Origin of the sequence: Cedecea sp. VD22 (assembly GCF_037150195.1) — a bacterium.
Classification (GTDB): domain Bacteria; phylum Pseudomonadota; class Gammaproteobacteria; order Enterobacterales; family Enterobacteriaceae; genus Cedecea.
This window is the reverse complement of the sequence record NZ_JBBCPX010000011.1, coordinates 118,779-144,072: the sequence shown is the minus strand read 5'-3', so window position 1 is coordinate 144,072 and position 25,294 is coordinate 118,779. Positions and strand designations below refer to the sequence as shown.

Here is a 25,294-nt window from a genome sequence, read left to right as displayed (position 1 = left end):
GATTACATCGAAATGTTTTACAACAGTAAGCGTCGGCATGGTTCCAGCGATCAGATGTCACCAGCAGAATATGAAAACCACTATTATCAACGGCTCGGAAGTGTCTAGACTATCAGTGGCGATTCAACCTTTTTTATAAAAAGAGAGCTTTATCTCATTCTATTTAACCTGATATTTTTAACGGGCCAGTATACTTAAAGAGTTCAATAACTGTGTATCCAAGGTTTCCCTTACCGGAGTAGGTAATCCACTTGCAACTCTATAATTTTTTATAGCAGCTCGTGTCGCTGGCCCCATACTTCCGTCAATATTCCCGTTGTAATATCCCTTATCCAGCAGTGCGAACTGCACTCGCATGATTAAACGTTTACGCTTCTCAGTATCAGAAGCCAGCCCACTACTTGCACGGGTAGTTCTATTCGTTCCAACAGAGTTTGTGGACGTAGAGGTATCTATATCATTTGAGCGAAGTGAACGAATAGATGAAGAAGACGATGAGGAATTCGTCCCTGAACTGGATGAATCTGATGAACTGTATGTTTTAGGATAATAAGGAGTACTTCCACCATAGTATCCACCACCAGATGAAGATCTATGAGAACTATGGCTTCGATGGGAGCTATGACTTCGGTGTCCTGCAATGTAAAAGGGGACTTCCGTGTTAAGTGGAGCTATCACTAAATCATGCTCATTGAGAGTCATACCAGGCAAGTCACTTGCTCCAGTAGAGGAATCACTTGCCCATACAGAATTATTGAGTGCTAAAAATCCCGGAAGCAGAGCAGCGAAATTAAATTTTTTCATAAAATTGGTCTCGGTGGTTGATGAAAACGGCCTTTTGATGAACTGAAATAACCAGCACAGGAAGACTTCCGAGTACATTCATCACATTCTTTGGGATAGTAATTTTTCCAGTCAGAAATTGACTGAGTAGTAAATTCCCAAGCTCGCTCAGGAAGATGACACAATGGGTAATTGAAGATTGTTAGGGGGATGCCTGACCTTTGTGCTGTTTCTATGGCACATAGCATTTTCTCACTATAGCTATCATGCTCAATGAAGATTGATGACCAGTTTTTACGTGCCCAGCCAATAGACTCTAACCCCATAAGAGAAATCTGGTTGATATTGGAGAACACGCGACCAGCGAACTCTATGATTTTGTCCAGTTCCATATAGTTAGCCAGTGTCGGAATAATTCTTAACTCAATGTTGATCCCTGAGTTGCCGGCATTGATAAGCCCTCTAACAGTCTCATTAAATGCCCCATCGCTTCCAACCAGATAGTCATGAACTGGCGACCTTGAAGAATAAAGCGGAATACCAAAAGTTATTTTGATTTTTTCGCTTCGCTCTTTCATCTGCTGAGTAAAATTGGCATCTGCAAACTTCCGTCCATTGGTCAAAACATGCAATGCTGTCTCAGGCGAGTTTTCGATTATGAAGTCCAGAAAATGCAGGAAATCTTCGCCATACAGTAGGGGTTCTCCCCCACTCACGCCTACGACACCATTCAGGGAGAAAGAAGCGATGGCAAGTGCTGACTGGTTAAGAAGCCAGTCATCGTTTCCTGTCTTCGGAGGCTGAGAACAAAAAAGGCAACTGTTGTTGCATCTTTCAGTTACCAGAACAGTGTTATGGTTTGCTCTCCGTGACAAAATCACCCTAATCATGTTTCCGTTGTTAACAATCCCTATATCACCATCTTCTATGGAATTGAAAAGATCAGTGCTCACAACGTAGTCTGCAAAATATGCAGGAAGTCTGGAATCGAGTTCAGTTTCACTGACCAGTAAATTTGGCAGATAGAATTGAGGATTTTCGGGCTTAGATTTGCACAGGCGATAGAAACCTTGCCGAACAGGCAGATCAGCCGAAAACCTGAATATGTCGTTTCTAAGCACCTCAGACATAAGCCCACCCTTTAAGCATCTTTGCCATTGGTCCTTCATGGGAGATTTCATTTAACAGAAAACGGAACATTCCTTTGTGATACTGACAAAAAATAGATCGACTCTTATCTCCAACAGGTTCGCCATGAACACTAATGTTCTGGCAAGGATCTGCCCCACAAAATGGCTGATAAGCACAGTTATCACAACCGGGCATGGCAAAGTTGAATGAGGATGATAGAGCTGAACGGTAATATTCGTTTCTACTGAATGAGAATGAAGCAAATTCCCCGGCACTGAAATCTGCTTCCGGATTTACTTTTTGAAGCATACGGCTTTCGTCGCTACCGTAAACTTTACCGTCATAGTTGAACAGAATGCAGTTCAACACAACTCCACTTGGTGATTTCAGATCTGCATAACCACTGAAGCCCGGATTGAAAATTCGTTTGAGATGGATAGCAGCCGAGTGCTCAATGACAGGAATTCCCTTTTCATTCTGAAGCAACACTTCCTGCATTAATTTTTTATAAAAATCAAAATACTCTGGCATTGAAAAAGTGAAACTCTGCTTCTGAGCAAACCCATATGGACTAACAGGCCTTATAAACATGTCTGTAAGACCCAGAGACAGATGAGCATCTACTATGGAAGCTGGCTCCTTTGTCAGTTCCTTAGTCACTGTGGTGACAGTTGCAACCCGGTTTGCTCCAAGTTCTTCTGTAATTTTCCGAATACCTGTAGCTGCTTTGTTGTGAGCCTGATAGTCAGTAAGGATACGATTCTTGTTATGGACGGCTTCATTTCCATCAAGCGAGACTGAAAAGGTGATATTCCGCTCTCTAACCCATAAGAGGATGCTTTCATCGAGTAATGACAGGCTTGTGGCAATCACCATTTCGAAAGCATCACAACCTAATGAAATCTCACACTCGTGATAGATTGACTGGACAAGATCGAACCTGAGAAGTGGTTCACCGCCCTGAACTTCTATCTTGTAGGGAGGTGTACCCAGTTTCTTTATGGTTCTAACAATTTGCGGTATCAGGTCAGGGTTGAGATCATACCCATCAGCAGTGAACGATGCTCTGCTGACCTGACAGTATTTACAAGTATGATCGCAACGAAGAGTTGGTACGATCATGAAGATTGGCCTGACCGCCAGCTCATTCATGAGCCGTTTGGCAAAAGCCGAACTTAGTGCATGAGGGGTAACAGAGGAAGTTTCATCTCCACAAACGAAAAGTTTGCTTTCAAGCGATGAGGACTGCTCTTGACTGATATGACCGTTTACCAGATCGAGAAATTCCTGCTCACCTAAAAAATGATGGAAGCCCGCGAGGTTACTAATGAATATCCGGCCATCAGGCATCCTGTCGAAGTTAAAAGGCATCAGTCTCATCATGCAAGCCTGTCATCTATGCTTCGAAGAACCTTGCTAACTATGGCATCACGCAATTGACCTGTCTGATGATGAAGTTTCTCTCTGAGGCTAAAATCATTTATCAGCCTTTCGAATTCAAACTCACATTCAGGACTACTTATCTCAAAGAAGATAATCCAGGAGGATAAGTTCTCTTCAAGTTTCCACGAGCTTAGGGGTGTCATCCAGTAAAGACTATTCCGGATAACCCATTCAGAGCAATGCTGTTTTAGTATAATTTTTTCCCACATATCAACAACCTTCTAAAAGGAATAATAAATCAACGAAATTTATTTCATTTGAATAATTTTTCTTATAGATATCATGATAAAAAAATCTAAAAAACATGTTGCTGAGCATGGCCACAACATAATGAAAAATCACACAACAAATTGATTTTATTAACGTCGCTATCATGATGACAGTGTTTTTTAAGTACTAACTTGTTAAAATAGAGTAGTGTGTGATTGACAAATACACTTAAGTCTAATCGTAAGCCTTCCTGCAACACTAACCATTCACTTTTAGAGTTCTTACAACATATTGATTATGTACTCCTGAGGAGACCGGCATGCGTAAAGCCCGATTCTCTGAGCACTAGTTGCTGGCCGTCCTTTCAGCGAAATTTACACAAACTATTCTCCCTCATGCCCCCAACTCACCCAAAAACATGAAGAGACTCAATCTTTTCTGTCTTATCGGAAATACAAAACGAGAGGAACTTCTCTTTAAAACCTGCTGGAGGTGATTTCAGGTGCGTTACGGTCTCAGGATTAGACTCTAATTCATGCAACTGCGACAGAAAATTATTCCCCATTAAGGCAGAGACATGCTCACCTAAGCTTTCTTTATTCTTTCTCAGGTAAACGTCCAATATTTTATTTGAGGCGGCTACTGCCTCCGTTCCAGAACGTCCCAGTTCAAAGCGCGTATGGAGTAATTCATACTGGGACTGACAGACTGCTTCCGCCATTTCTCTCGCCGGCTCTTTTGACCCAGGTTCTGCGGCCCAGGACATAGGTGTAAAGAGCAACATCATCAGTAAAACACCTGCTTTCATCAAAATATTGGCCTGTTTTTATCCATAGCTGACAACAGCTACAGATGAGCGATAGTAAACAAATAAAAGATATTTTCCCCCTACCATTTTTTGGGAGGCACATTCCATTTATCCCCCCATTTTTCCAGCCAATCCCTCCAGCAAGGTATAATTCCCGCATGAAGTAATCAGCAAGCACAAACCAAAAGCAGTTAAGAGCAGAAGTAAGAGAGCAGTAAGAAAAGAAACCAAAAGAAGCGCGATTAAGGCAGGCGGCAACCTGCCCTAACCGCTAATCACAACCAACTACCAACGGAGTTGACCATGACTGACCAGCATAATAAGCCAGAGAAGCACATCCCCACAACAACAAGGACTTATACTGTGGGCTACATTCGAGATTCGAAAAAATTCCAGCCTTCACCCGCCATAACGTTGAATGGGTTCTGGCTTGCGGAAGCGGGTTTTGATACGGGCACGAGCGTGGAGGTGCGGGTTCTGCCGGGCTGCCTGATATTAACGGCCAAAGAGCCGCTACCGCCGTCGGAAGAGCCGGAGATCATGCAGACCCTGCGCAAGGTGTGTAAGTTCTCCGCCCGCAGGCAGAAGCAGGTCAAAGCGTTTATTGAGGACGTGATCGCCCCTAAACCGCCGGTGCGTTAACGGCTGAACCTGGCCCCGGTGAATTGCCGGGGTTAATGAGCTAAATTTTACCGCCACCTCAATTTCACTTTAAATAACCCTGGAATTAAAAACCCTATTCCGGACTCGGGCTTCTCTATTTCAAATATATTATTCCCTCCCGCCATAAGAATAAAAAATCTCACCACATTGCTGGCGCGCTCAAACGCTTAAACTACTCTAATGAGTATAAAAAACGATGATGGCCTGCTCTCCCCCAATGAACAGAAATATATTCCGCAAGGAAGCCATAGAGCACACCCGCAGCAAATGGCTGGGTAAAGCGTTACTGATCTCCGGGTATCCCGCCTGGGTGGTGGTATTACTCTCCGCCACGTTTTTAATTATTTTGATAAGCCTGATGGCCTTCTCCAGCTATACCCGCCGGATTAACGTCAGCGGGGAAGTCATCACCCAGCCGCACGCCATCAATATCTTCTCTCCGCAGCAGGGGTTTATCACCCACACCTGGGTTAAAACCGGCGACAGCGTGGCAAAAGGCGACCACCTTTATCAGATAGATACCAGCCGCTCGACCCAGTCGGGCAACGTCAGCCAGAACTCTATCGCCGCCATCCAGAAACAGATCCAGCTTATAGAGGAAATAATCCTCAAGCTGCAGCAGAACAAGCAGAAGACCGAGCAAAACCTCAGGCAACAGCTGAATCAGTACCAGACCGCGCACGAGAAGTCCCTCGCCCTGGTGGCGAACGCCGCCAAAGGCATGGAAGAGATGCGCCAGAGCATGGACAACTACGACGGCTACCAGCGCAAGGGCATGATCACCAAAGACCAGCTCAACAACCAGCGCTACCTCTATTATCAGCAGCAAACCGCCTACCAAAGCCTGAACACCCAGAGCATCCAGGAAAGCCTGCAGATCACCAACCTGCAAAGCGAGCTCTCAACGCGGGCGACGGATTTTGACAACCAAATCTCCCAGTATCAGTTCCAGCTGAGCGGGCTCAACCGCCAGCTGGCGGAGGTGGACGGCGGCGGGACCGTGTTTATCGACGCCCCCAGCGACGGCAAAATCGACTCCCTGAGCGTCACCCAGGGGCAGATGGTCAACGCCGGCGACAGCCTCGCCCAGCTGGTGCCCAACGGGGGCGACGGCTACGCGTTGGTGCTGTGGCTCCCCAACAGCAGCCTGCCCTACGTCACGCCGGGGGACAGCATTAACATCCGCTACGAGGCTTTTCCCTTTGAGAAGTTTGGCCAGTTCCCCGGCAAAATACTGTCGATTTCCAGCGTGCCCGCCTCGGCGCAGGAAATGGCGATGTACAATAATGTGCCTCGCCAGCCGTCCGGCACCACCAGTCAGCCCTTTTACAAAGTGCTGGTCACGCTCGACCTGAACCGTCTCACCGCCAGAGACAACCCCCTTCGGCTCTCCAGCGGCATGAAGGCGGAATCCACGCTATTCCTGGAAAAACGCCCCGTCTACCAGTGGATGCTCGCCCCTTACTACGACCTTAAAAAAAGCCTAACCGGACCCGTGCATGAATGAATCCGCTTTTAAAGACATGATGCATCAGCTGAACTTTAGCCTGCGCCGCAGAGTGCCCCAGGTCCTGCAAACGGAAGCGGCAGAGTGCGGCCTGGCTTGCCTGGTGATGGTCTGTCGCTACCACGGCATGAACATCGACCTCTTCAACCTGCGCCAGCGGTTTGGCATCTCTTCCCACGGCGCAACGCTGGCGGTGCTGATCGACATCGCCACCCAGCTGCGCCTGAAAAGCCGCCCGCTTTCGCTGGATCTGAACGAGCTGCGCGAGCTGAAAACGCCCTGTATTCTCCACTGGGACATGAGCCACTTTGTGGTGCTGGTCGCCGTCAAACGCTCGGGCTTTGTGATCCACGATCCGGGCTTTGGCCGCCGCGTCGTGGGCCTGGCGGAAATGTCCCAGCATTTTACCGGCGTCGCGCTGGAGCTGTGGCCGGACAGCGAGTTTGCCCGCGTCACCCAGCGCAGCCGCCTCAGCTTCCGCACCCTGCTCGGCAACATCGGCGGCCTGAAAGGCTTTTTGACGAAAATCTTCTGCCTGTCTCTGGTGGTGGAGGCGATCAACCTGCTGATCCCCATCGGCACCCAGCTGGTGATGGACCACGTCATCATCGCGGAGGATCATGATTTACTGGCGCTAATCTGTATCGGGCTGCTGTTCTTTACCCTGTTTCGCACCTTCGTCAGCATGCTCCGGGCCTGGACGTCGCTGGTGATGAATTCCCTGATTGAAGTGCAGTGGAAAGCGGGCATGTTCGATCACCTGCTCAAACTCCCGCTGGCCTATTTCGAGAAGCGCAAACTCGGCGATATCCAGTCCCGCTTTGGCTCCCTGGACACCATTCGCACCACGCTGACCACCAACCTGGTCAACGGCATTATCGACACCCTGATGTCGGTCGGCGTGCTGATTATGATGGTGCTTTACGGCGGCTGGCTGGTGTGGGTGGTGCTGGGCTTTACCGCCTTTTATATGGTGCTGCGCCTGGCCACCTACAACCAGTACCGCCAGGCCTCGGAAGAGAAGATCGTCAAAGGCGCGCGGGCCAATTCCCACTTTATGGAAACCCTCTACGGCATCGGCACGCTGAAAGCGCTGGGGCTGTCCACCACTCGCTCGCAGTACTGGCTCAACCTCAATATAGATACCGCCAACGCCAACATCCGCATCACCAAGCTGGATATGCTGTTTGGGGGCATCAACACCTTTATCGGTGCCGTCGACCAGATAGTGATTTTGTGGCTGGGCGCGCTGATGGTGATCAATGGCCAGATGACGCTCGGGATGTTCGTCGCCTTCAACGCCTATCGCGGACAGTTCTCTGAGCGGGCGGCCAACCTGATCGATATGATCCTGCAGCTGCGTATGCTCGGCCTGCACAGCGACCGTATCGCCGATGTGGTGTTTACCGAGACCGAAACCAGCCAGCCGCCGCGTAAGCTGCTGCCTAAAAACCAGCCCGCCAGCTTTGAAGCACGCGACCTGGTCTTCCAGTACGACGCGCTCTCGCGGCCGATTTTTGCCGATCTCAATATCACCGTCGCCGCCGGGGAAAGCGTGGCCATCGTCGGCCCTTCCGGGATCGGCAAAACAACCTTAATGAAGGTGATGGCCGGGCTGCTCGACCCCACGCGCGGGCAAATCCTGATCGATGGCCTGGACATCAGTAAAGTCGGGCTGAATAACTACCGCGACAGCATCGCCTGCGTGCTGCAGGACGACAAACTTTTTGCCGGGTCGATAGCCGACAACATCGGCAGCTTCGACATCAGCAAAGATGCCGAGCGCATTATAAGCTGCGCCCGGAACTGCAACATCCATGACGAAATTATGAGCCTGCCGATGGGCTATGAAACGCTGATTGGCGAACTGGGGGGCAACCTTTCCGGGGGGCAGAAACAGCGGCTGCTGATCGCCAGGGCGCTTTACCGGCAGCCCAATCTGCTGTTTCTTGACGAGGCCACCAGCCACCTGGATCTGGCCAATGAGGCGCATATCAATGCCGCTATCGCTTCGCTGAAAATAACCCGCATCTTTATTGCCCATCGCCCGTCGACAATCGCCAGCGCTAACCGGGTGATAGATTTAGGATAGTGGCCAGAGGCTTAAATAAGAGGGGGATATTCCTCTTATTTTTGCCAGAGCAATAGTGACTAAACAGAAAAGGAAAATAAATAAACGCAAATAAAATATACAGCAGCACCCTTCCGGCGGCTGCCATATATTATGGGGAGTGTTTTAATCCTTTAAAATGCCGTTCCGTTATTCCCTTGGGAAAAGCATCGCATCCGTGATATTAACGCTTGGTGCTGCCGAACAGACCGGTGCCGCCAAGCAGGCCGCCCAGAATAGAACTCACGCCGCTAACCACGCTATTTACCACGCCACCCACGAGCTGGGTCACGCCATTGAGAACGCCGCCCACAACCGGCAGGCCGCTAACAATGCCGCCCACGGTGCCCAGCGGATCGCCCGCGCCGCCGATCACGCCATCCAGTAAACCCGCACCGCTAACTGACTTAACTTCCTGAGTGGATAATTCTTTCATGATTTTCACCATAATAAAATAAACGGAAAGAAAGGTTAAAAGCTCTCGCGGATAGTGAGGCGGTAAAACAATGCATTCCCTACCCTGATATAATTTCTAATACAGGCCAGGCAAAAGATCAAACCGCCATAAAACATTATTTTTTTATTTTTAATAGGCCTGATTTTAACAGGCTTATAAATGTCACATTACTATCACGGTGATTATTTGAATAAGCATTTGTACAAAATGGAATATAGCGAAAAGGCGGGTTAACTATGTTATATATTGTATATAGGCAGGTTTATTTCATCGACTATATATTCATTCTGATTCAACAGGCTGAACGCCATTTTAATACGACGTAAAGAGAAACAGGCATCCCCCAACCCGCTCTGACCAAAGAGCAGGCTGGAAGTTGATGTCTCTCAGGCCCCATAGCGGTTCCCGGTGTGCGCCAGCTGCCGACGCCACACGCCCGGCGCGATGCCGTACTGGCGCTTAAAGCTGCGGTTGAAAGACTGCTGGGAGTCAAAGCCCAGGGAGATCGCCACGTTCAGGATCGGCTCTGCGGTGCGGCTCAGGCGCTCAGCAGATTTTTTCAGCTTCTGCGCGCGAATGTACTCGCCCAGATTGTAGCCGGTGTGCTGCTTGAAGATCCGCTGCAGGTGCCACTTCGAGTACCCTGCCCGCTCGGAAACGGTATTAATGTCGAGGCGGCTCTCCAGGTGGGTATCAATCCAGCCGAGTAAATCATGCATGAAGGCATCGGTGCTCATTGTCTCTCTCCCCTGCGGGTTTGTTAAAAGCATCTTTATCAGTTGCATTTAAATCTGACCTGCTTTGACAATAATTGCAAGTTTTATTGTTACATTAAATCCTCGTTACAAATGGGCCTTTTTCGAATGGCACAAATAGCACAGAAAGTGCAACAATTATTCTTGCACTTAGTTCTACGCCTTCCTACAATCGCCGCGATACTGTATTCGTAATTGATACACATTTTGTGCCGATGAGCGACACAAATGGCCTCAGGTCAGCCCGGACAAAGGAAGTGGCGCGGCACCCTCCGCTGCGTCTTGCCCGGCCGACTTCAACTATCGGAATAAGAATAATGAGCCTGCAAAAACATTGGGTTAGCCTTCATCTGCGCGTGTTGGGGCCGGTACTGCTTGCCGCGCTGCTCGCCGGATGCGACCGGGGAGTCGCACAAAACGCCGTGCCGCAGGCACCAGCCGTGAGCGTCGCCGACGTGGTGGTGAAACCCGTCAGCCAGTGGGATAGTTTTAACGGCCGCATCGAAGCGGTGGAAAGCGTTCAACTCCGCCCCCGCGTCTCCGGCTATATCGACAAAGTGAACTACACCGACGGCCAGGAAGTGAAGAAAGGTGAAGTCCTGTTCACCATCGACGACAGAACCTACCGCGCCGCGCTGGAACAGGCGCAGGCGGCGTTGATGAGAGCCAAAACCCAGGCCAGCCTCGCCCGCAGCGAAGCCAGCCGCACCGACAAGCTGATAGGCACCAACGTGATTTCCCGCGAAGAGTGGGAACAGCGCCGCTCCGCCGCCACCCAGGCCGACGCCGATATTCGTGCGGCCCAGGCGGCGGTTGACGCGGCGCAGCTAAACCTCGACTTCACCAAAGTCACCGCCCCGATCGACGGCCGCGCCAGCCGCGCGCTGATCACCAGCGGTAACCTGGTCACGGCGGGCGACAGCGCCAGCGTGCTCACCACCGTGGTGTCTCAGAAGACGGTTTACGCCTACTTCGACGTGGATGAATCCACCTATCTGCACTACCAGAACCTCGCCCGCAGCGGCCAGGGCGCGTCCAGCGACCATAAAGCCCTGCCGGTTGAAATTGGCCTGTCCGGCGAAGAAGGTTACCCGCATCAGGGCACCGTGGACTTCCTCGACAACCAGCTCACCGCCAGCACCGGCACCATCCGCATGCGCGCCCTGCTGGATAACGCCCAGCGTCAGTTCACGCCGGGGCTGTTCGCCCGCGTTCGTCTGCCGGGCAGCGCAGAGTTCCAGGCGCTGCTGATCAACGACAAAGCGGTGCTGACCGACCAGGACAGAAAATACGTCTACATCGTGGATAAAGACGGCAAGGCCCAGCGCCGCGACATCACGCCGGGCCGCCTGGCCGCCGGGCTGCGCATCGTGCAGCAGGGGCTGAACCCTGGCGATAAAGTCATCGTCGACGGGCTACAGAAAGTGTTTATGCCGGGCATGCCGGTGAACGCGAAACCTGTCGCCATGGCCGCCACCAGCGCTGCCGTTAACTGATCCCTTACCAGAGAATCCGACGCATGGACTTTTCCCGCTTTTTTATCGACAGGCCGATTTTTGCCGCGGTGCTGTCGATTCTGATTTTTATTACGGGGCTTATCGCGATCCCGCTGCTGCCGATCAGTGAATACCCGGACGTCGTGCCGCCAAGCGTGCAGGTCCGGGCAGAATACCCTGGCGCCAACCCGAAAGTGATCGCTGAAACCGTGGCGACGCCGCTGGAAGAAGCGATTAACGGCGTCGAAAACATGATGTACATGAAATCCGTTGCTGGCTCTGACGGCGTGCTGGTGACAACCGTAACCTTCCGTCCGGGTACCGATCCGGATCAGGCGCAGGTTCAGGTGCAGAACCGCGTTTCCCAGGCCGAAGCTCGCCTGCCGGAAGACGTTCGCCGCCTCGGCATCACCACCCAGAAACAGTCGCCGACGCTGACCCTGGTGGTGCATCTGTTCTCGCCGAACGGCAAGTACGACTCGCTGTACATGCGTAACTACGCCACGCTGAAAGTGAAGGACGAACTCGCGCGCCTGCCGGGCGTAGGGCAGATCCAGATTTTCGGCTCCGGCGAATACGCTATGCGCGTATGGTTGGATCCGAACAAAGTGGCGGCGCGTGGCCTGACGGCCTCTGACGTGGTCACGGCGATGCAGGAGCAGAACGTGCAGGTCTCTGCCGGTCAGCTCGGCGCAGAGCCGCTGCCAAAAGCGAGCGATTTCCTGATCTCGATTAACGCCCAGGGCCGCCTGCACAGCGAAGAAGAGTTCGGCAACATCATCCTGAAAACCGCCCCGGACGGGTCGCTGGTTCGCCTGCGTGACGTGGCACGTATCGAGCTGGGTTCAGGCAGTTATGCCCTGCGCTCCCAGTTGAACAACAAAGATGCGGTCGGGATCGGTATCTTCCAGGCCCCCGGCGCCAACGCCATCGATCTGTCTAACGCCGTGCGCGCCAAGATGGCCGAGCTGTCCACACGCTTCCCGGAAGACATGAAGTGGGCTGCACCTTATGACCCGACCGTGTTCGTGCGCGACTCCATTCGGGCGGTGGTGCAAACCCTGCTGGAAGCCGTGGTGCTGGTTGTGCTGGTGGTGATCCTGTTCCTGCAAACCTGGCGCGCGTCGATTATCCCGCTGATTGCCGTCCCGGTTTCAGTCGTGGGGACGTTCAGTATTCTTTATCTGCTTGGCTTCTCGTTGAACACGTTGAGTCTGTTCGGGCTGGTGCTCGCCATCGGCATCGTGGTGGATGACGCCATCGTGGTGGTGGAGAACGTCGAGCGTAACATCGAAGAAGGGCTTGCCCCGCTGCAGGCGGCGCATCAGGCCATGCGCGAGGTTTCCGGGCCGATTATCGCTATCGCCCTGGTGCTGTGCGCGGTGTTCGTGCCGATGGCGTTCCTCTCCGGCGTAACCGGGCAGTTCTACAAACAGTTCGCGGTGACTATTGCCATTTCGACGGTGATCTCGGCGATTAACTCCCTGACGCTCTCCCCGGCGCTGGCGGCCCTTCTGCTGAAGCCGCACGGCGCGCCGAAGGACATGCCTACCCGGCTGATCGACCGCCTGTTCGGCTGGCTGTTCCGCCCGTTCAACCGCTTCTTCCACCGCAGTTCGGACGGCTACCAGGGCCTGGTGAGTAAAACTCTTGGCCGCCGTGGCGCGGTGTTTGCGGTGTACGTGCTGCTGCTGTGTGCTGCCGGAGTGATGTTCAAAACCGTGCCGGGCGGGTTTATTCCGACCCAGGATAAGCTCTACCTGATCGGCGGCGTGAAGATGCCGGAAGGCTCTTCGCTGGAGCGCACCGACGCGGTGATCCGCAAGATGAGCGAAATCGGGATGAACACCGAAGGCGTGGATTACGCGGTGGCATTCCCTGGCCTCAACGCGCTGCAGTTCACCAACACGCCGAATACCGGCACGGTGTTCTTCGGCCTGAAGCCGTTCGGTGAGCGCAAACATACCGCGGCGGAAATTAACGCCGAGATCAACGCCAAAATCTCGCAAATTCAGGAAGGCTTCGGCTTCTCAATTCTGCCGCCGCCAATTCTGGGCCTGGGCCAGGGTTCCGGCTACTCGCTGTATATCCAGGATCGGGCGGGCTTAGGCTACGGGGCGCTGCAAACCGCGGTGAACACCATGTCCGGCGCGATCATGCAAACGCCGGGGATGCACTTCCCGATCTCCACCTACCAGGCGAACGTGCCGCAATTGGATGTGCAGGTAGACCGCGACAAAGCCAAAGCCCAGGGCGTGTCGCTGACCGATCTGTTCGGCACGCTGCAGACTTATTTGGGCTCGTCCTACGTGAACGACTTCAATGAGTTTGGTCGTACCTGGCGCGTGATGGCCCAGGCCGACGGGCAGTTCCGCGACAGCGTGGAAGATATCGGCAACCTGCGCACCCGCAACAGCCAGGGTGAAATGGTGCCGATCGGCAGCATGGTGAAAATCACCACCACCTACGGGCCGGACCCGGTGATCCGCTACAACGGCTACCCGGCGGCGGATCTCATCGGGGATGCCGATCCACGCGTGCTCTCTTCCGCTCAGGCTATGACTAAACTGGCCGCCATGTCCGGCCAGGTGCTGCCGAACGGGATGAACATCGAATGGACGGATCTGAGCTACCAGCAGGCAACCCAGGGCAACACGGCGATGATCGTCTTCCCGGTGGCGGTGCTGCTGGCGTTCCTGGTGCTCGCCGCGTTGTACGAAAGCTGGACGCTGCCGCTGGCAGTGATCCTGATCGTGCCGATGACCATGCTGTCCGCGCTGTTTGGCGTCTGGCTGACCGGGGGCGATAACAACGTGTTCGTCCAGGTCGGGCTGGTGGTGCTGATGGGCCTGGCCTGTAAGAACGCTATCCTGATCGTCGAGTTCGCTCGCGAGCTGGAGATGCAGGGCAAAGGCATTATGGAGTCCGCGCTGGAAGCCTGCCGCCTGCGTCTGCGCCCTATCGTGATGACCTCGATTGCCTTTATCGCCGGGACTATCCCGCTGATTCTGGGCCATGGCGCGGGGGCGGAAGTGCGCGGCGTGACCGGGGTGACGGTGTTCTCGGGCATGTTAGGGGTGACGCTGTTTGGTCTGTTCCTGACGCCGGTGTTCTACGTCACGCTGCGTAAGCTCGTTACGCGCGGCAAAACCCAGGTAAAAACTGTCGAGGCGTGAATGCCCTAAATCAGGCGGTGTAAAAACTGCCTGATGAGCCCAATAAAAAACCGCCTTTCAAAGAGGCGGTTTTTTTATTTCTGCGGAAAGTGGCTGCGGCGCTTAATGGCCTTTTTTGTACAGCGCCTCTAGCTCAGGCACCGGCTGGCAGCCGCTGGTATCGCTCTTTTTCACTTTCTCCAGTGCGCTAGCCACGGTATGGCGAGCCAGCACCGCCAGCGACGCCTCTTCGGCTTCTTCCGCAATCGTTTTAAAGTACCAGCAGGCATTGGCGCTCACCACGCAGCGGGCAGGCACGTCCGGGCGGGAAGCCCAAATCTTTTTGTCTTCAATCACCGACAGGTAAATATCTCGCAGGGTTATCTCTTCGGCCGGGCGGCCAAGATGAATGGAACCGTTGCGCCCCAGCGTCGAGACAATAATGCCGTCGCGCGTGAGGGGAACCATCAGTTTACGGATAAAGCTCGGGTTGGCTTCCAGGCCGTAGGCGAGGATTGCGCTGGTCGAACGTTCACCCATTTGCTCCGCCATCGCTACGCTGAGAACCATCTGCAAAGCTGTCGGGAAGCGGTAATCTAACATTTCATTTTCCTGGGTCGCGGTGGATCTTGTTCTTTTTGGCACCGCTTAGGTGAATAAGCAATCAGCACAATATAACAAATGTCAGGTTTTTTTTGAAGCAATCTGAGCTTTCCCTGGGACCCAGCTCAAAATAATCGAAAGCTCATTTTCAATAAGTTACGGGAGTAAACTATTCAATAAATGAATTCTGGCAGGCCGGTAAATTAATACAAGTCTTTGCCATGCTGAATAATAAGTCATGCCGCTGAGGTTTAATAAAATGCCCCGGCCTGATTTGACCGGGGACCCGGGTCAGCGGCACTCCGCTTTCCAGTTTAACGCCTGCAATGCCGCCATATCTTTGTCGTTATCCGCCTTAATACGCTTCACCATGTCGTTTTCGGTTACTTTCGCGTCGGCGGGATACTGGCGGGCAAACTGCAGGTTGACGATGCCGCCGCAGGCCTCACGGGCGAGCCACACGTCAGACTCGTAGCCGCTTTGCTTTGCGTCCCCCGGCTTCGGCAGATAGATAATCCGAACCTCGGCCACGTCGCCATTTTTCGCTATATCGAAATGTGGCTTCGGCACCGTGCGGTTTAACTCCACCGCCGTCGCCTGCATCCAGCGGTCAAGCGGGGCATTGAGTTTGATCTGGTTAACCGTAATCAGCCGGGTCCACTGCCAGTTTTCGGCTTTTTCACCGTCGGTGGTGTATTCCCACACCGCCTGCTGCGGCGTTGAGCGAGTGAAGGATTGCCCGTAAGTTTTGCCGGCAAAAGCGATGGTTTGCGGAGCCGCCAGGTCTTTAATTTGCGATGTTTTTGCCGACTGCGGGCCAGCACAGGCGGCCAGCAGAAAAACAGATGCCAGGGTAGCGATATGATAAGTGTTCAAAACGAGATTCCTTTTAGTCTTTATTAAAATATTCCAGAGGCAGGTGCCCGGAAAATACTCGATCATTCTCCGATCTCAGACCATAGAAGGAAGTGCACTAGATTTCAATTCAGTAAGTCTGAAACTGGCGGGCGATCAAATAGATCGTTTATTCATCTTCAAATAATTTTTCAATCGACCTGGTTGGATAAAAAAGCGAATTAGCGTTTTTCCCCACCAGCGCAATAAAGCCTAATTTTTGATAAAAGTGCTTCGCATTGTCGTTAATGGCATCGACAAAAATCCCATGAACGCCCACCGCCTGTGACGCTAAATAAACCACTCTCATCGCGTGAGCCACAAGCGTTGAACCCCATTCCTGGCCCTGCAGATCTTTATGAATAGCCAGTCGCCCCAGCGTCACGCTGGGCACATTGGCATAAGGAATTTTTCGTTTCTGGCTATTCGACGGCAGCGCCTCTTTTTCAAAACAACTGCCGGATAAGGTGTAGTAGCCCAGGACTTTGGGGTTGGCGTCTTTGGTCACGAGAAGATAGCCACGTAAAAAGCGGCCATTGTGCTGGCGAATAAAGTGTTCGGCGAGAAAAGCATTCAGAGACGTTTCTCCGCAGTCAAAGCCGTGAAAATCATAGGCGGTGTCTGCTGAAAACAATTCAATAGTCAGGTCGGCCACGGCTTACTCCATGTCTTTCAGACGCCTTGTTGCACGTTTTAGCCTGTCATCCGGTTCAGGCGGGTTACTAATGGCATCCATCACTCGGTTCCACGATGCTTCATTTAGCACCAGGCGGCGATGCTGTTCGATCACTTCCGCAGCGCGAGCCGACGCACAGGCAATCATAAACTGGGTGATCGTCTGATTGGACATGGCTGCCGCCTCTTCGATCATGCTTTTGTCGTCGTCACTCAATCTGAGGTCGATGCGCTGTTTTTTTAAAGCTGACATCCTGTATTTACTCCCCGACCTGCCGCAGGTGTCAGCAGGAGGATGAAATCAATGAACACCTTAAGATGTACGGAAAAAAACCGTACATAAACAATACGCCTGTCGGGATAAATTTTCAACAGCGTCCGAGGCTTAAGGTGTCATAAATTCTGGCCAGACCCCTGGCCTGAAAAAACCCGCCATCACCGCCCCCACCTTCCCGCAACGGGCCTATACTTATCGGCGACACTTTTCCGCACGTTCTGTTCTGCATGCACCGATTTATGCGAGATAACGCTATGGAATTAAAGGATTATTACGCCATCATGGGCGTGAAACCGACGGACGAACTCAAAACCATCAAAACCGCCTACCGCCGCCTGGCGCGCAAATATCACCCCGACGTCAGCAAAGAGCCAGACGCAGAAGCACGCTTTAAAGAAGTGGCGGAAGCCTGGGAAGTACTGAGCGACGAGCAGCGCCGCGCCGAGTATGACCAGATGTGGCAGCACCGCAACGACCCGCAGTTTAATCAGCAGTTCCACCAGGGCGGCGAGCAAAGCTACAACGCCCAGGACTTCGAAGATATCTTCTCGTCTATGTTTGGCCAGCAGGCCAGGCATTCTCGCCAGCCGCACGCCGCGCGCGGCCACGATTTAGAAATCGAAGTTGCCGTATTCCTCGAAGAGACGCTGGCCGAACACAGCCGCACCATCAGCTACAAGCTGCCGGTCTATAACGTGTTTGGTATCGTCGAGCAGGAAATCCCGAAAACGCTGAATGTAAAAATCCCGGCAGGCGTCGGAGACGGGCAGCGCATCCGGCTCAAAGGCCAGGGCACACCGGGTGAAAACGGTGGGCCAAACGGTGACCTGTGGCTGGTGATTCATATCGCGCCGCATCCGCTGTTCGACATCGTCGGCCACAACCTTGAAGTCGTGGTACCGCTTGCCCCGTGGGAAGCCGCGCTAGGGGCAAAAGTCGAGGTTCCTACGCTCAAAGACAGCATTCTGATGACCATTCCTGCCGGCAGCCAGGCCGGGCAGAAGCTGCGTATCAAGGGCAAAGGGCTGGTCAGCAAACAGCACACCGGCGACCTGTTCGCGGTGATCAAAATCGTGATGCCGCCTAAGCCGGATGAAAACGCTGCGGCGCTTTGGCAACAGTTGGCAGACGCCCAGTCGGCGTTCAATCCGCGCAAAGATTGGGGGAAAAAATAATGGCTAACGTCACCGTCACTTTTACCATCACCGAGTTCTGTCTGCACACCGGCATTCAGGAGGAGGAACTCAATGAGATCGTCGGTCTTGGCGTCGTCGAGCCTTACGATTTTGAAGTCAGGCCGTGGCAGTTTGACGACCACGCGATCAACATAGCGCAGCGGGCATTGCGGCTACGACGAGAATTAGAACTCGACTGGCCGGGCATCGCCGTGGCGCTCACCCTGCTGGAGGAGAACGAACGCCTACGCCAGGAGAATCGCCTGCTCCGGCAGCGTATAGGGCGTTTTATTCGCCACCCATAAGCCTATCTTCTGGTGGATTATTCAGCAGAATATATCCACCAGCCGTAAACATCCTGACTCATTTAGGAATATTACCTAAGGCAACATCCGCTTCGCTGTGCCAGGCTTATTCACGGTCATAAGGACTGATAACGTTTGTTGAGGATATTATGAAAAAAACGATCATCGCTTTATCTGCAATTCTGCTGGCTGCCCCTGTTTTTGCCGCGACCACCACACATGCAACCGATGAGACCGTCGCTGCAGCACACGAAGGCGCGAACACCGCCAAAGAGAAACTGCACGAGGCAGAGAACAAAGGCGAAGAGCTGAAGCTTAAGTCGAAACACGCCGCCGAAGGGAAGAGCGACAGCACGGGCAGCAAGATAAGTGAAGGCTCCCAGAAGGCGTGGCATAAAACCAAAGAAGGCACCGAGAAAGGTTGGGACGCAACCAAAGAAGGTGCTGAAAAAGGCTGGAATAAGACCAAAGAAGGCGCTGCTGACCTGAAGAAAAAGGTCACTGAATAATTAGCTTTCTTTAAACAATAAGCCGCGAAAGCGGCTTTTTTATTGCCTCAATCTGTCCGTTTTTCAGCAAAATATCGTCCCGGCGTTTTCCCCAGCGCTTTTTTAAACACGCCAGAAAAAGCCCCAGGGCTGCTGTAGCCTAAATCCAGCGCAATGCGCGTGATCGCCTCCCCTTCACCTAACCGACCTATCGCCGTCAGCAGGCAGGCCTGTTGCCGCCATGCTACAAAGCTGATGCCGGTCTGCTGCCTGAACTGGCGGGTAAAGGTTCGGCGGCTCATGCCCACGCGCGCAGCCATATCATCAACTGACATTTCCAGCGAAGGTGCCAGTAAGAACGCCCGACAGGCCGCCTGCAAACGAGGTTCGTCGGGCAGCGGGGCATTGAGAGAAAGCGCGGGCATCGAGGCAATTTCATAGAGCAGAAAATCAAGCAGGCTCCGGCCTCGCCCTTCAGGTTGGGAGACCTCAGCCAGGGCCACGGCCTGCGCCAGCAGCTCACGTAGCAGTATTGACACGCCAAAAACCTGGCTCGTCTGCGGCAGCCTAAGTCTGTGCGCTGCGGCGTCACTGATATAGCCGTTAAGCATGATGACCGGCCCGCGCATTTGCATGGCGTGAACCAGGCCGCCCGGCACCCAAATGGCGCATTGCGGCGGCACTGCCCAGTTTCCATCTGGCGTCTCCACGGAGATGACGCCGCTTGCGGCGTAGGCAAACTGCCCGCGATCGTGGCTGTGCACCGGGAAGCAATCCCCATCGGCGAAGTGCTTTTCCGTGACGATGATTGCCTGAGGCGAATCCTGATAAACTGCTGTGATGTTATTTTGCATGGCCCAATTTTAACAAAAATTGACCCGTTAATAAAAGCAGGCCAATTCGGGAAGCGCTACAGTCACGGCGACACTTTTCACCGGACACAGACATGCAGCGCAAACACCTTTTTCTCGCCCTGGCCGTCACCGCCGCCTGGGGGATTAACTTTCCTCTTACCCGGCTCGGGCTGGCCCAGATAGATCCCCTTCTATTAACCGCCCTGCGGTTTACGTTTGCCGCCCTGCCGTGGGTTTTCTTTATCCAACGCCCGGCAGTAGCCTTGCATTGGGTAGCAACCTATGGCCTGATTTTTGGCGTGGCGATGTGGGCGCTGATCAATCTGGGCATCGCGTTTGGCGTGCCGCCCGGCAGCGCCGCCTTGCTTATCCAGCTCAGCGCCTTTTTTACCCTGGGCTGGGGTGTTCTGCTGTTTGGCGAACGCCTTACTCGCCCGCAGCGCTGCGGTATTGTTCTGGCGGCGGCGGGGCTGCTTGGCGTGGTGCTGGATAGCGCCGGCAGCGCAACGCTAACCGGGTTGATACTGATTGTGATCAGCGCGCTGGCCTGGAGCGCCGGGAACATCATCATCAAACTTTCCGGCGTGAAAGAGATCTTTGCTTTTGTGGTGTGGGCCAGCCTGTTTCCCCCTGTGCCGCTGGTGCTGCTGACCTGGGCCTGGCACGGTTCCGCGCCCTTCACTTCGCTGGCGCAGAATATCGATAAACAGGCCGTGTTTTCGCTGCTGTTCCAGGTTTATGCCGCGACGCACTTCTGCTACTGGGGCTGGAATACCCTGCTTCACACATACCCGGCTTCCCGCGTGGCACCGCTTTCTCTGCTGATCCCGGTCTTCGCCATGCTCAGCTCGGCGCTGATTCTTGGCCAGGTTCCCGATCTCACCAGCGCGCTTTCTCTGGCGGCGATCCTGCTGGCCCTGGCCATCGGCATGAAAAAAGAGCGCCCGCTCAGCCGCTAGTTATGCAGCGTCACGCTGTCGTCCACGCTCTGGCGCCACATGCGAACCTGAGCAGAAGGCGCGTCCGGATCGGCATAGCCGAAGGAGATCCCGAACAGCAGGCGATACTCGTCCGGCACGCCAAGAATTTTACGCGTCGCATCGGCATGGAAGCCGAGCAGCGTTTGCGGAATACCGGCAAAACCGCGCGCTGCCAATGACAGAAGGAAGCTCTGCCCGTACATACCGATGTCGGACGCCACGCGCACGTTGTCGCCAAACGACGGCATAAACAGGAACGCTACATGTGGGGCACCGAAGAAGTTGAAGTTACGCAGATACGCTTCGCGGCGCTTCTCTTTATCGTCACGGGCGATGCCAAGCGCATCGTAATAAACCTTCGCCTGGCGCTGGCTGCGCTCGTAATAATCTCCGTGAAAATCGTCATAGCTGAAGCTGAAATCTGGCGTGACGTTACCCGCCATATCGTTCTCAATCATCATCTTTTGCAGCGCATCTTTGGTTGCGCCGGAGGCAATATGGACGTTCCACGGCTGCGTGTTGCAGTTGGACGGCGAATGCTGGGCATCCTGCAAAACATCCCGAATTTGTGCCTCAGTCAGCGGCGTAGGCAGAAACGCTCTGGATGAAAAACGCTGACGTATGGCTTCGTCAAAAGCCAAAACTGTATTGCTCATACCATCCTCTCTGTGCTTGCCCGGCGAAACCGGACATCGTTACTTGCCGGGGAGGATAACGCTGCCGGACGTAGCGAAAAACCGTATAATCCATTAAGGACTTTTGCGGAAATTGCACAAATGAAAGATCTGAGCCAGATAAATGCGCGCTCAATGCGCCTCTTCCTTGCCGTTATCAGCGAAGGCAGCTTTTCAGAAGTGGCCCGCCAGGAGAACCTTTCCCCCTCTTCCGTTTCCCGCACCGTAATTCAGCTTGAGCAATCGCTGGAGACACAGCTGCTTTACCGCAACACGCGAGCCGTGGTCGCCACCGAGGCGGGGAATATTTACGCCGCAGCGTTCAGGGAAATGCTGAGCCAGCTTGAGCAGGTGCAAAACCAAATTAGCGAGCGCCGCCAGCAGCCCGGCGGCGTGCTTCGCTTCAACGCGCCGGTGTCTTTCGGCCTGCGTCACATCGCCCCGTGGATTGCTGAATTCAGCGAACGTTATCCGGCGCTGCGGCTGGAGCTAAACCTGACCGATAACTACATCAACCCGCTGGCGGACGGCACCGATCTGCTGCTGCGTATCTCGCCGATGCAGGACAGCTCGCTGCACGGGCGTTTTATTACCCGCCAGCGCGCTTATCTGGTCGCCAGCCCGGCCTATCTCGCACGCTACGGCACGCCGCAAAAGCCCGAAGAGTTGCACAGCCATAAACTGCTGGCCTACCGCGGCCTGATGGGGCTACAGCGCTGGTATTTCACGCAGGGCGAAGAAAAAGTACAGCTCACGCCGGAGCCTAAAATCATCTCCGGCAACGCTGAAATGCTGGTGAAAGCGGCAGAAGATGGCGCGGGGATCGTGCTGTTCCCGGACTGGCAAATCAGCGATGCGCTGCGGGCCAGGCGGCTTATCCCGATGATGACGGATTACACCGCGTCCTACAGCGCCACCGACCATTCACTCTATATGCTCTACCCCGGCGGGCGTTTTCCGTCGCTCAACACCCGCACCGCAATAGACTTTTTTATGGCGAAGTTTGGCTCTCCGCCCTACTGGCAGGACGCTTAACTCGTTTATCGCCAATCCACTGCATAAACTCGCCGACGTGATTAGCCCACAGATCCGGGCGCGTCATGGTGAAATGCCCCGGCGATGTTGGCGTGCCTGCCTGCACCACGTAGCGGCCCTGTTTTAGCTTCGGCACTTCGGTTTCCAGCACACGCAGGCTGTCCGGGTTGAACTCGTCATCCGAAAAGTTCAGCGCATACAGTTTGGTGGTGATTTTGTTCAGGTCAGGCTGCGGGTTATAGCTGAAGGAGGATTTGAGCGAATAAATCACATCGTTGGTGTCGATATGGTTGGCGGTGAAACGGTTGTTCGCCAGGAACTTGTCCGCCGCGGCCTCGTCCGGGATCGTTCTTTGCAGATCCGGCGCGCTGTCGATCATCATTCGCAGGATGTTGTAGCCCTGAAGCCAGCTCTCGGGTGCCTGAGTATAATTGCCGTTGTGCCAGGCCGGATCGGCTCGTACCGAGTCCACGATCATTCTGCGCCACAGCAGATTACGCCCGGAAACTTTGATCGGCAGCGACACCACCGGCATGACGCCGTCCATCATGTTCGGATATGCCACCGCCCACTGCCAGGCATTCATGCCCCCCATCGACATCCCTATCACGGCATGCAGATGTTTAATGCCCAACGTTTCGGTCACCAGCTTGTGCTGCAAATCAACCATATCGCCGTAATCGTAGTTGGGGAATTTTGCCTTTAAGCCGTCACTCGGCTTGCTCGACTGGCCGTGACCAATGCTGTCGGCAAAAATCAGGTAGTAGCGGCTCGAGTCCAACGGGCGGCCTGGCCCGTAGAGGGATTTAGTCCAGACAGGGCTCAGCAGCGCCCGGCTGTCCGCCCCCGTCCAGTGCAGCACGAGGATCGCATTATCAATCTCTCCCTGCGCATTTCGGTGAGCTTTCCCGAGCGTGGCGTAGTGCAGTTTCACCTGAGCCAGCGTTTCGCCATCCCGAAACTTGTAGTCATTGAATACGGCATTGGCCTGATGTGCCGCCGGGTTGAGCTGAGTATCCCAGGGCGCCGCGGGGGCGGCAAATACGGGGCTGGAGAGCCCGGTACCGGCCAGCAAAAGGCTTAACAACAGACTGATTTTCGTAAGGGTACGCGTAGATTTCATCAAGATTCACCTGGGTAAATGAGCGACGGTTCTCTGGCATCGGGCTGTTTAAAACTTGCCCTTTCACCATTAACTCTTATAATAAGAGTAACAATAAAAAGATCAACTGCAGCGTAACCATTGGCCGGAGGCAGAGATCCGGCTATAGACTGTTACCGGGTCCACGTTGATGAAAAATAAGGAACGCTATGCGCTCGAAAGGTTTTGAAGGTATGACCTGCTCCATCGCCTGCGTGATGGGAGCCTTAGGCGACCGCTGGGGAATGCTAATTATGCGGGACCTCTTTTTAGGCCTCCGCCGCTACGACGATTTTCGCCGCTCCAGCGGCATCACCAATGCCACACTGTCCGACAGGTTAAAAGCGCTTGAAGAGCAAGGGTTAATTACCCGGCAGCGCTACCAGACAAGACCGGAACGCTACGAATATTTGCTCACCGAAAAAGGGCGGGATATCGGGCTGGTGCTGCTGAGCATGATGCAGATAGGCAGTAAGTGGAATATCCCGGGCCTTGTGGGGCCGTCGCTTTTCATGGTGGACGGCAGCAGCGGCCATAAAGTGAAAGTTGCCCTCGTGGATACCGAAACCGGGCAGCAAGTTTCGCCGCAGGACGTCATGGTGGAGTTGGGGCCAGGCGCCGACGACCTCACCCGCTGGCGTTCGGCGGGTCGAATCAGAAACCCCGAACCCAGCGAAAGCTAAGTCGGGTAAGATCAACGTAAACTCAGCGAGAAAAGTAATGAAAATACTGGTGGTTGGGGCAGGTGCAATCGGGGGTTATTACGGCGCAAGGCTGATTCAGGCCGGCGCTGACGTGACTTTTCTCGTTCGGCCAAAACGGGCTGAGCTGCTGGCAAAGCAAGGGCTGCGGCTGGAAAGCAGTTTGGGCGATTTTAACGCCCCGGTTAACGCAGTCACCCGGGAGAGCCTCCGGTCGGACTACGATCTGATTTTGCTCAGTTGCAAAACGTACGATCTGCAGGCGGCTATCGAGGACATTACGCCCGCAGTTGGCCCTTCTACCGCCATTTTGCCTTTCCTCAATGGCCTCTCGGTTTACGACGAGCTTGACGCTCGTTTTGGCCGCGACCGGGTGCTCGGCGGCGCGGCTTATATTGCCACCACGCTTAACGCCAACGGCGACATCAAACAGATGGGTGCGGCGGATCAAGTTGTTGTCGGCGCGAGATCGCCCGCAACGCTTGATGCAGCAAAAGCGGTTTACGCGCTTTTAGCCTCTTCCGCAGGCGCACGCGCCCTGTCAGATAACATCATGCAGGCGCTCTGGAACAAATGGGTGATGCTGGCTTCCGGCGCGTTAATGAACTGCCTGATGCGTGGCACGGTGGGAGATATCATGGCGACACGGGACGGAGAGGCGCTGATGAAACAGGCGATTTCGGAGAGCCTGAGCGTCGCCGCAGCGGAAGGCTATGCGCTACCGCAGGCGGAAATCACCAGCATTGAAAAACGCCTGCTGGATCCACAATCCGCCTGGGCCGCCTCGATGAGGCGCGACATTGCCAGCAACGCGCCACGCCTGGAAGGTGATGCCATCGTCGGCGATATGATTACCCGCGCCACTCGACACGGCCTGAACGTCCCCCTTTATCGGGCTGCGTACTGCCATCTCCAGGTTTACGCCCACCAGCACACGCCAGGCGCGGCGGCCCAGCAGCCGTTCAAATAACGAG

The 25,294-nt window shown here is 53.9% G+C and carries 27 protein-coding genes; 13 read left to right on the top strand and 14 right to left on the bottom strand.

Going from position 1 to position 25,294, the window contains the following annotated elements; translation table 11 throughout:
* A partial coding sequence (locus tag WFK85_RS18040) for an IS3 family transposase (RefSeq protein ID WP_336710377.1) occupies positions 1-108 on the top strand: 108 nt, incomplete at its 5' end.
* Between the two features lie 69 nt (positions 109-177).
* On the opposite strand, the gene hxsA is transcribed toward WFK85_RS18040, so the two are convergent.
* The 5 genes from hxsA to WFK85_RS18015 form a co-directional block, all read right to left on the bottom strand.
* Positions 178-804 carry a His-Xaa-Ser repeat protein HxsA gene (gene hxsA, locus WFK85_RS18035; RefSeq protein WP_336709485.1) on the bottom strand — a complete coding sequence of 209 codons (627 nt, stop codon included), beginning with the start codon at positions 802-804 and terminating at the stop codon, positions 178-180.
* Positions 801-1,913 (bottom strand): His-Xaa-Ser system radical SAM maturase HxsC, encoded by a 1,113-nt coding sequence (gene hxsC / locus WFK85_RS18030; RefSeq protein ID WP_336709483.1) that lies wholly within the window; start codon positions 1,911-1,913, stop codon positions 801-803. The genes hxsA and hxsC overlap by 4 nt, the downstream gene beginning before the upstream one ends.
* A complete protein-coding gene (gene hxsB / locus WFK85_RS18025; protein WP_336709487.1) occupies positions 1,906-3,294 on the bottom strand; it encodes a His-Xaa-Ser system radical SAM maturase HxsB in 1,389 nt (462 codons plus the stop codon). Before hxsB ends, hxsC begins: the two co-directional genes overlap by 8 nt.
* A complete protein-coding gene (gene hxsD / locus WFK85_RS18020) occupies positions 3,294-3,566 on the bottom strand; it encodes a His-Xaa-Ser system protein HxsD (RefSeq protein WP_213716533.1) in 273 nt (90 codons plus the stop codon). The genes hxsB and hxsD overlap by 1 nt, the downstream gene beginning before the upstream one ends.
* Positions 3,567-3,973: 407 nt before the next feature.
* Positions 3,974-4,375, bottom strand: coding sequence for a hypothetical protein (locus WFK85_RS18015; RefSeq protein ID WP_336709480.1), 402 nt, complete (start codon positions 4,373-4,375; stop codon positions 3,974-3,976).
* Positions 4,376-4,678: 303 nt separating this feature from the next.
* Here WFK85_RS18015 and WFK85_RS18010 point away from each other — a divergent pair, with 303 nt between their 5' ends.
* The 3 genes from WFK85_RS18010 (at position 4,679) to WFK85_RS18000 (ending at position 8,637) form a co-directional block, all read left to right on the top strand.
* Positions 4,679-5,017, top strand: coding sequence for a SymE family type I addiction module toxin (locus tag WFK85_RS18010; protein ID WP_336709478.1), 339 nt, complete (start codon positions 4,679-4,681; stop codon positions 5,015-5,017).
* Between the two features lie 238 nt (positions 5,018-5,255).
* On the top strand, positions 5,256-6,545 hold the full coding sequence (locus WFK85_RS18005; RefSeq protein ID WP_336709476.1) for an HlyD family secretion protein: 1,290 nt from the start codon (positions 5,256-5,258) through the stop codon (positions 6,543-6,545).
* Positions 6,538-8,637, top strand: coding sequence for a peptidase domain-containing ABC transporter (locus WFK85_RS18000; protein ID WP_336709475.1), 2,100 nt, complete (start codon positions 6,538-6,540; stop codon positions 8,635-8,637). Before WFK85_RS18005 ends, WFK85_RS18000 begins: the two co-directional genes overlap by 8 nt.
* Before the next feature lie 202 nt (positions 8,638-8,839).
* Here WFK85_RS18000 and WFK85_RS17995 read toward each other — a convergent pair whose 3' ends face one another.
* Together WFK85_RS17995 and WFK85_RS17990 are read right to left on the bottom strand one after the other, a co-directional pair.
* A complete protein-coding gene (locus tag WFK85_RS17995; RefSeq protein WP_039286933.1) occupies positions 8,840-9,091 on the bottom strand; it encodes a hypothetical protein in 252 nt (83 codons plus the stop codon).
* A gap of 407 nt (positions 9,092-9,498) precedes the next feature.
* On the bottom strand, positions 9,499-9,849 hold the full coding sequence (locus tag WFK85_RS17990; protein ID WP_336709474.1) for a helix-turn-helix domain-containing protein: 351 nt from the start codon (positions 9,847-9,849) through the stop codon (positions 9,499-9,501).
* Between the two features lie 335 nt (positions 9,850-10,184).
* Between WFK85_RS17990 and WFK85_RS17985 the strand changes: the two genes are divergently transcribed.
* Together WFK85_RS17985 and oqxB are read left to right on the top strand one after the other, a co-directional pair.
* Positions 10,185-11,363 (top strand): efflux RND transporter periplasmic adaptor subunit, encoded by a 1,179-nt coding sequence (locus WFK85_RS17985; RefSeq protein WP_172744482.1) that lies wholly within the window; start codon positions 10,185-10,187, stop codon positions 11,361-11,363.
* A gap of 23 nt (positions 11,364-11,386) precedes the next feature.
* A complete protein-coding gene (gene oqxB / locus WFK85_RS17980) occupies positions 11,387-14,539 on the top strand; it encodes a multidrug efflux RND transporter permease subunit OqxB (RefSeq protein ID WP_336709470.1) in 3,153 nt (1,050 codons plus the stop codon).
* A gap of 102 nt (positions 14,540-14,641) precedes the next feature.
* Here oqxB and WFK85_RS17975 read toward each other — a convergent pair whose 3' ends face one another.
* From WFK85_RS17975 to WFK85_RS17960, 4 genes are all read right to left on the bottom strand, one after another.
* Positions 14,642-15,121, bottom strand: coding sequence for an RrF2 family transcriptional regulator (locus tag WFK85_RS17975; protein ID WP_008458195.1), 480 nt, complete (start codon positions 15,119-15,121; stop codon positions 14,642-14,644).
* 291 nt (positions 15,122-15,412) lie between these two features.
* Positions 15,413-15,997 (bottom strand): hypothetical protein, encoded by a 585-nt coding sequence (locus WFK85_RS17970; RefSeq protein WP_166995692.1) that lies wholly within the window; start codon positions 15,995-15,997, stop codon positions 15,413-15,415.
* Between the two features lie 148 nt (positions 15,998-16,145).
* On the bottom strand, positions 16,146-16,670 hold the full coding sequence (locus WFK85_RS17965; protein ID WP_166879091.1) for a GNAT family N-acetyltransferase: 525 nt from the start codon (positions 16,668-16,670) through the stop codon (positions 16,146-16,148).
* A gap of 3 nt (positions 16,671-16,673) precedes the next feature.
* On the bottom strand, positions 16,674-16,943 hold the full coding sequence (locus tag WFK85_RS17960; RefSeq protein WP_336709467.1) for a type II toxin-antitoxin system TacA family antitoxin: 270 nt from the start codon (positions 16,941-16,943) through the stop codon (positions 16,674-16,676).
* 278 nt (positions 16,944-17,221) lie between these two features.
* Here WFK85_RS17960 and cbpA point away from each other — a divergent pair, with 278 nt between their 5' ends.
* The 3 genes from cbpA (at position 17,222) to WFK85_RS17945 (ending at position 18,956) form a co-directional block, all read left to right on the top strand.
* Positions 17,222-18,142 (top strand): curved DNA-binding protein, encoded by a 921-nt coding sequence (gene cbpA / locus WFK85_RS17955; RefSeq protein WP_166879086.1) that lies wholly within the window; start codon positions 17,222-17,224, stop codon positions 18,140-18,142.
* Positions 18,142-18,447, top strand: a complete 306-nt coding sequence (gene cbpM, locus WFK85_RS17950; RefSeq protein ID WP_008458201.1) for a chaperone modulator CbpM — start codon at positions 18,142-18,144, stop codon at positions 18,445-18,447. The genes cbpA and cbpM overlap by 1 nt, the downstream gene beginning before the upstream one ends.
* Before the next feature lie 149 nt (positions 18,448-18,596).
* Complete coding sequence (locus tag WFK85_RS17945) at positions 18,597-18,956, top strand: hypothetical protein (protein ID WP_166869063.1); 360 nt, start codon at positions 18,597-18,599, stop codon at positions 18,954-18,956.
* A gap of 47 nt (positions 18,957-19,003) precedes the next feature.
* Here WFK85_RS17945 and WFK85_RS17940 read toward each other — a convergent pair whose 3' ends face one another.
* Positions 19,004-19,789, bottom strand: coding sequence for an AraC family transcriptional regulator (locus WFK85_RS17940; RefSeq protein ID WP_336709465.1), 786 nt, complete (start codon positions 19,787-19,789; stop codon positions 19,004-19,006).
* Between the two features lie 92 nt (positions 19,790-19,881).
* Here WFK85_RS17940 and WFK85_RS17935 point away from each other — a divergent pair, with 92 nt between their 5' ends.
* Complete coding sequence (locus WFK85_RS17935; protein WP_166995688.1) at positions 19,882-20,748, top strand: EamA family transporter; 867 nt, start codon at positions 19,882-19,884, stop codon at positions 20,746-20,748.
* Here the strand turns inward: WFK85_RS17935 and WFK85_RS17930 are convergent.
* Positions 20,745-21,425 (bottom strand): nitroreductase family protein, encoded by a 681-nt coding sequence (locus WFK85_RS17930; RefSeq protein ID WP_166995686.1) that lies wholly within the window; start codon positions 21,423-21,425, stop codon positions 20,745-20,747. The two genes, WFK85_RS17935 and WFK85_RS17930, sit on opposite strands and share 4 nt — an antisense overlap.
* A gap of 120 nt (positions 21,426-21,545) precedes the next feature.
* On the opposite strand from WFK85_RS17930, the gene WFK85_RS17925 reads away from it, so the two are divergent.
* Complete coding sequence (locus WFK85_RS17925; protein WP_166995684.1) at positions 21,546-22,478, top strand: LysR substrate-binding domain-containing protein; 933 nt, start codon at positions 21,546-21,548, stop codon at positions 22,476-22,478.
* On the opposite strand, the gene WFK85_RS17920 is transcribed toward WFK85_RS17925, so the two are convergent.
* Positions 22,435-23,601 carry an alpha/beta fold hydrolase gene (locus tag WFK85_RS17920; RefSeq protein WP_336709463.1) on the bottom strand — a complete coding sequence of 389 codons (1,167 nt, stop codon included), beginning with the start codon at positions 23,599-23,601 and terminating at the stop codon, positions 22,435-22,437. The genes WFK85_RS17925 and WFK85_RS17920 overlap by 44 nt on opposite strands.
* 188 nt (positions 23,602-23,789) lie before the next feature.
* On the opposite strand from WFK85_RS17920, the gene WFK85_RS17915 reads away from it, so the two are divergent.
* Complete coding sequence (locus WFK85_RS17915) at positions 23,790-24,302, top strand: winged helix-turn-helix transcriptional regulator (protein WP_336709462.1); 513 nt, start codon at positions 23,790-23,792, stop codon at positions 24,300-24,302.
* 37 nt (positions 24,303-24,339) lie between these two features.
* The gene (locus WFK85_RS17910) at positions 24,340-25,290 is read left to right on the top strand and encodes a 2-dehydropantoate 2-reductase (RefSeq protein ID WP_336709461.1); all 951 of its coding nucleotides are present in this window, start codon (positions 24,340-24,342) and stop codon (positions 25,288-25,290) included.
* The last annotated feature ends 4 nt before the right edge of the window (positions 25,291-25,294 follow it).

What these genes read in the sequence shown, in the direction of transcription:
- hxsA (WP_336709485.1), bottom strand. Translation starts at nt 804, where the DNA reads ATGAAAAAATTTAATTTCGCTGCTCTGCTTCCGGGATTTTTAGCACTC.
- hxsC (WP_336709483.1), bottom strand. Translation starts at nt 1,913, where the DNA reads ATGTCTGAGGTGCTTAGAAACGACATATTCAGGTTTTCGGCTGATCTG.
- WFK85_RS17920 (WP_336709463.1), bottom strand. Translation starts at nt 23,601, where the DNA reads ATGAAATCTACGCGTACCCTTACGAAAATCAGTCTGTTGTTAAGCCTT.
- WFK85_RS17940 (WP_336709465.1), bottom strand. Translation starts at nt 19,789, where the DNA reads ATGCAAAATAACATCACAGCAGTTTATCAGGATTCGCCTCAGGCAATC.
- WFK85_RS17975 (WP_008458195.1), bottom strand. Translation starts at nt 15,121, where the DNA reads ATGTTAGATTACCGCTTCCCGACAGCTTTGCAGATGGTTCTCAGCGTA.
- hxsD (WP_213716533.1), bottom strand. Translation starts at nt 3,566, where the DNA reads ATGTGGGAAAAAATTATACTAAAACAGCATTGCTCTGAATGGGTTATC.
- WFK85_RS17935 (WP_166995688.1), top strand. Translation starts at nt 19,882, where the DNA reads ATGCAGCGCAAACACCTTTTTCTCGCCCTGGCCGTCACCGCCGCCTGG.
- WFK85_RS18015 (WP_336709480.1), bottom strand. Translation starts at nt 4,375, where the DNA reads ATGAAAGCAGGTGTTTTACTGATGATGTTGCTCTTTACACCTATGTCC.
- WFK85_RS17915 (WP_336709462.1), top strand. Translation starts at nt 23,790, where the DNA reads ATGCGCTCGAAAGGTTTTGAAGGTATGACCTGCTCCATCGCCTGCGTG.
- cbpM (WP_008458201.1), top strand. Translation starts at nt 18,142, where the DNA reads ATGGCTAACGTCACCGTCACTTTTACCATCACCGAGTTCTGTCTGCAC.
- WFK85_RS18010 (WP_336709478.1), top strand. Translation starts at nt 4,679, where the DNA reads ATGACTGACCAGCATAATAAGCCAGAGAAGCACATCCCCACAACAACA.
- WFK85_RS18005 (WP_336709476.1), top strand. Translation starts at nt 5,256, where the DNA reads ATGAACAGAAATATATTCCGCAAGGAAGCCATAGAGCACACCCGCAGC.
- WFK85_RS17960 (WP_336709467.1), bottom strand. Translation starts at nt 16,943, where the DNA reads ATGTCAGCTTTAAAAAAACAGCGCATCGACCTCAGATTGAGTGACGAC.
- cbpA (WP_166879086.1), top strand. Translation starts at nt 17,222, where the DNA reads ATGGAATTAAAGGATTATTACGCCATCATGGGCGTGAAACCGACGGAC.
- WFK85_RS17985 (WP_172744482.1), top strand. Translation starts at nt 10,185, where the DNA reads ATGAGCCTGCAAAAACATTGGGTTAGCCTTCATCTGCGCGTGTTGGGG.
- WFK85_RS17990 (WP_336709474.1), bottom strand. Translation starts at nt 9,849, where the DNA reads ATGAGCACCGATGCCTTCATGCATGATTTACTCGGCTGGATTGATACC.
- WFK85_RS17945 (WP_166869063.1), top strand. Translation starts at nt 18,597, where the DNA reads ATGAAAAAAACGATCATCGCTTTATCTGCAATTCTGCTGGCTGCCCCT.
- WFK85_RS18000 (WP_336709475.1), top strand. Translation starts at nt 6,538, where the DNA reads ATGAATGAATCCGCTTTTAAAGACATGATGCATCAGCTGAACTTTAGC.
- WFK85_RS17925 (WP_166995684.1), top strand. Translation starts at nt 21,546, where the DNA reads ATGAAAGATCTGAGCCAGATAAATGCGCGCTCAATGCGCCTCTTCCTT.
- WFK85_RS17995 (WP_039286933.1), bottom strand. Translation starts at nt 9,091, where the DNA reads ATGAAAGAATTATCCACTCAGGAAGTTAAGTCAGTTAGCGGTGCGGGT.
- WFK85_RS17910 (WP_336709461.1), top strand. Translation starts at nt 24,340, where the DNA reads ATGAAAATACTGGTGGTTGGGGCAGGTGCAATCGGGGGTTATTACGGC.
- WFK85_RS17930 (WP_166995686.1), bottom strand. Translation starts at nt 21,425, where the DNA reads ATGAGCAATACAGTTTTGGCTTTTGACGAAGCCATACGTCAGCGTTTT.
- hxsB (WP_336709487.1), bottom strand. Translation starts at nt 3,294, where the DNA reads ATGAGACTGATGCCTTTTAACTTCGACAGGATGCCTGATGGCCGGATA.
- oqxB (WP_336709470.1), top strand. Translation starts at nt 11,387, where the DNA reads ATGGACTTTTCCCGCTTTTTTATCGACAGGCCGATTTTTGCCGCGGTG.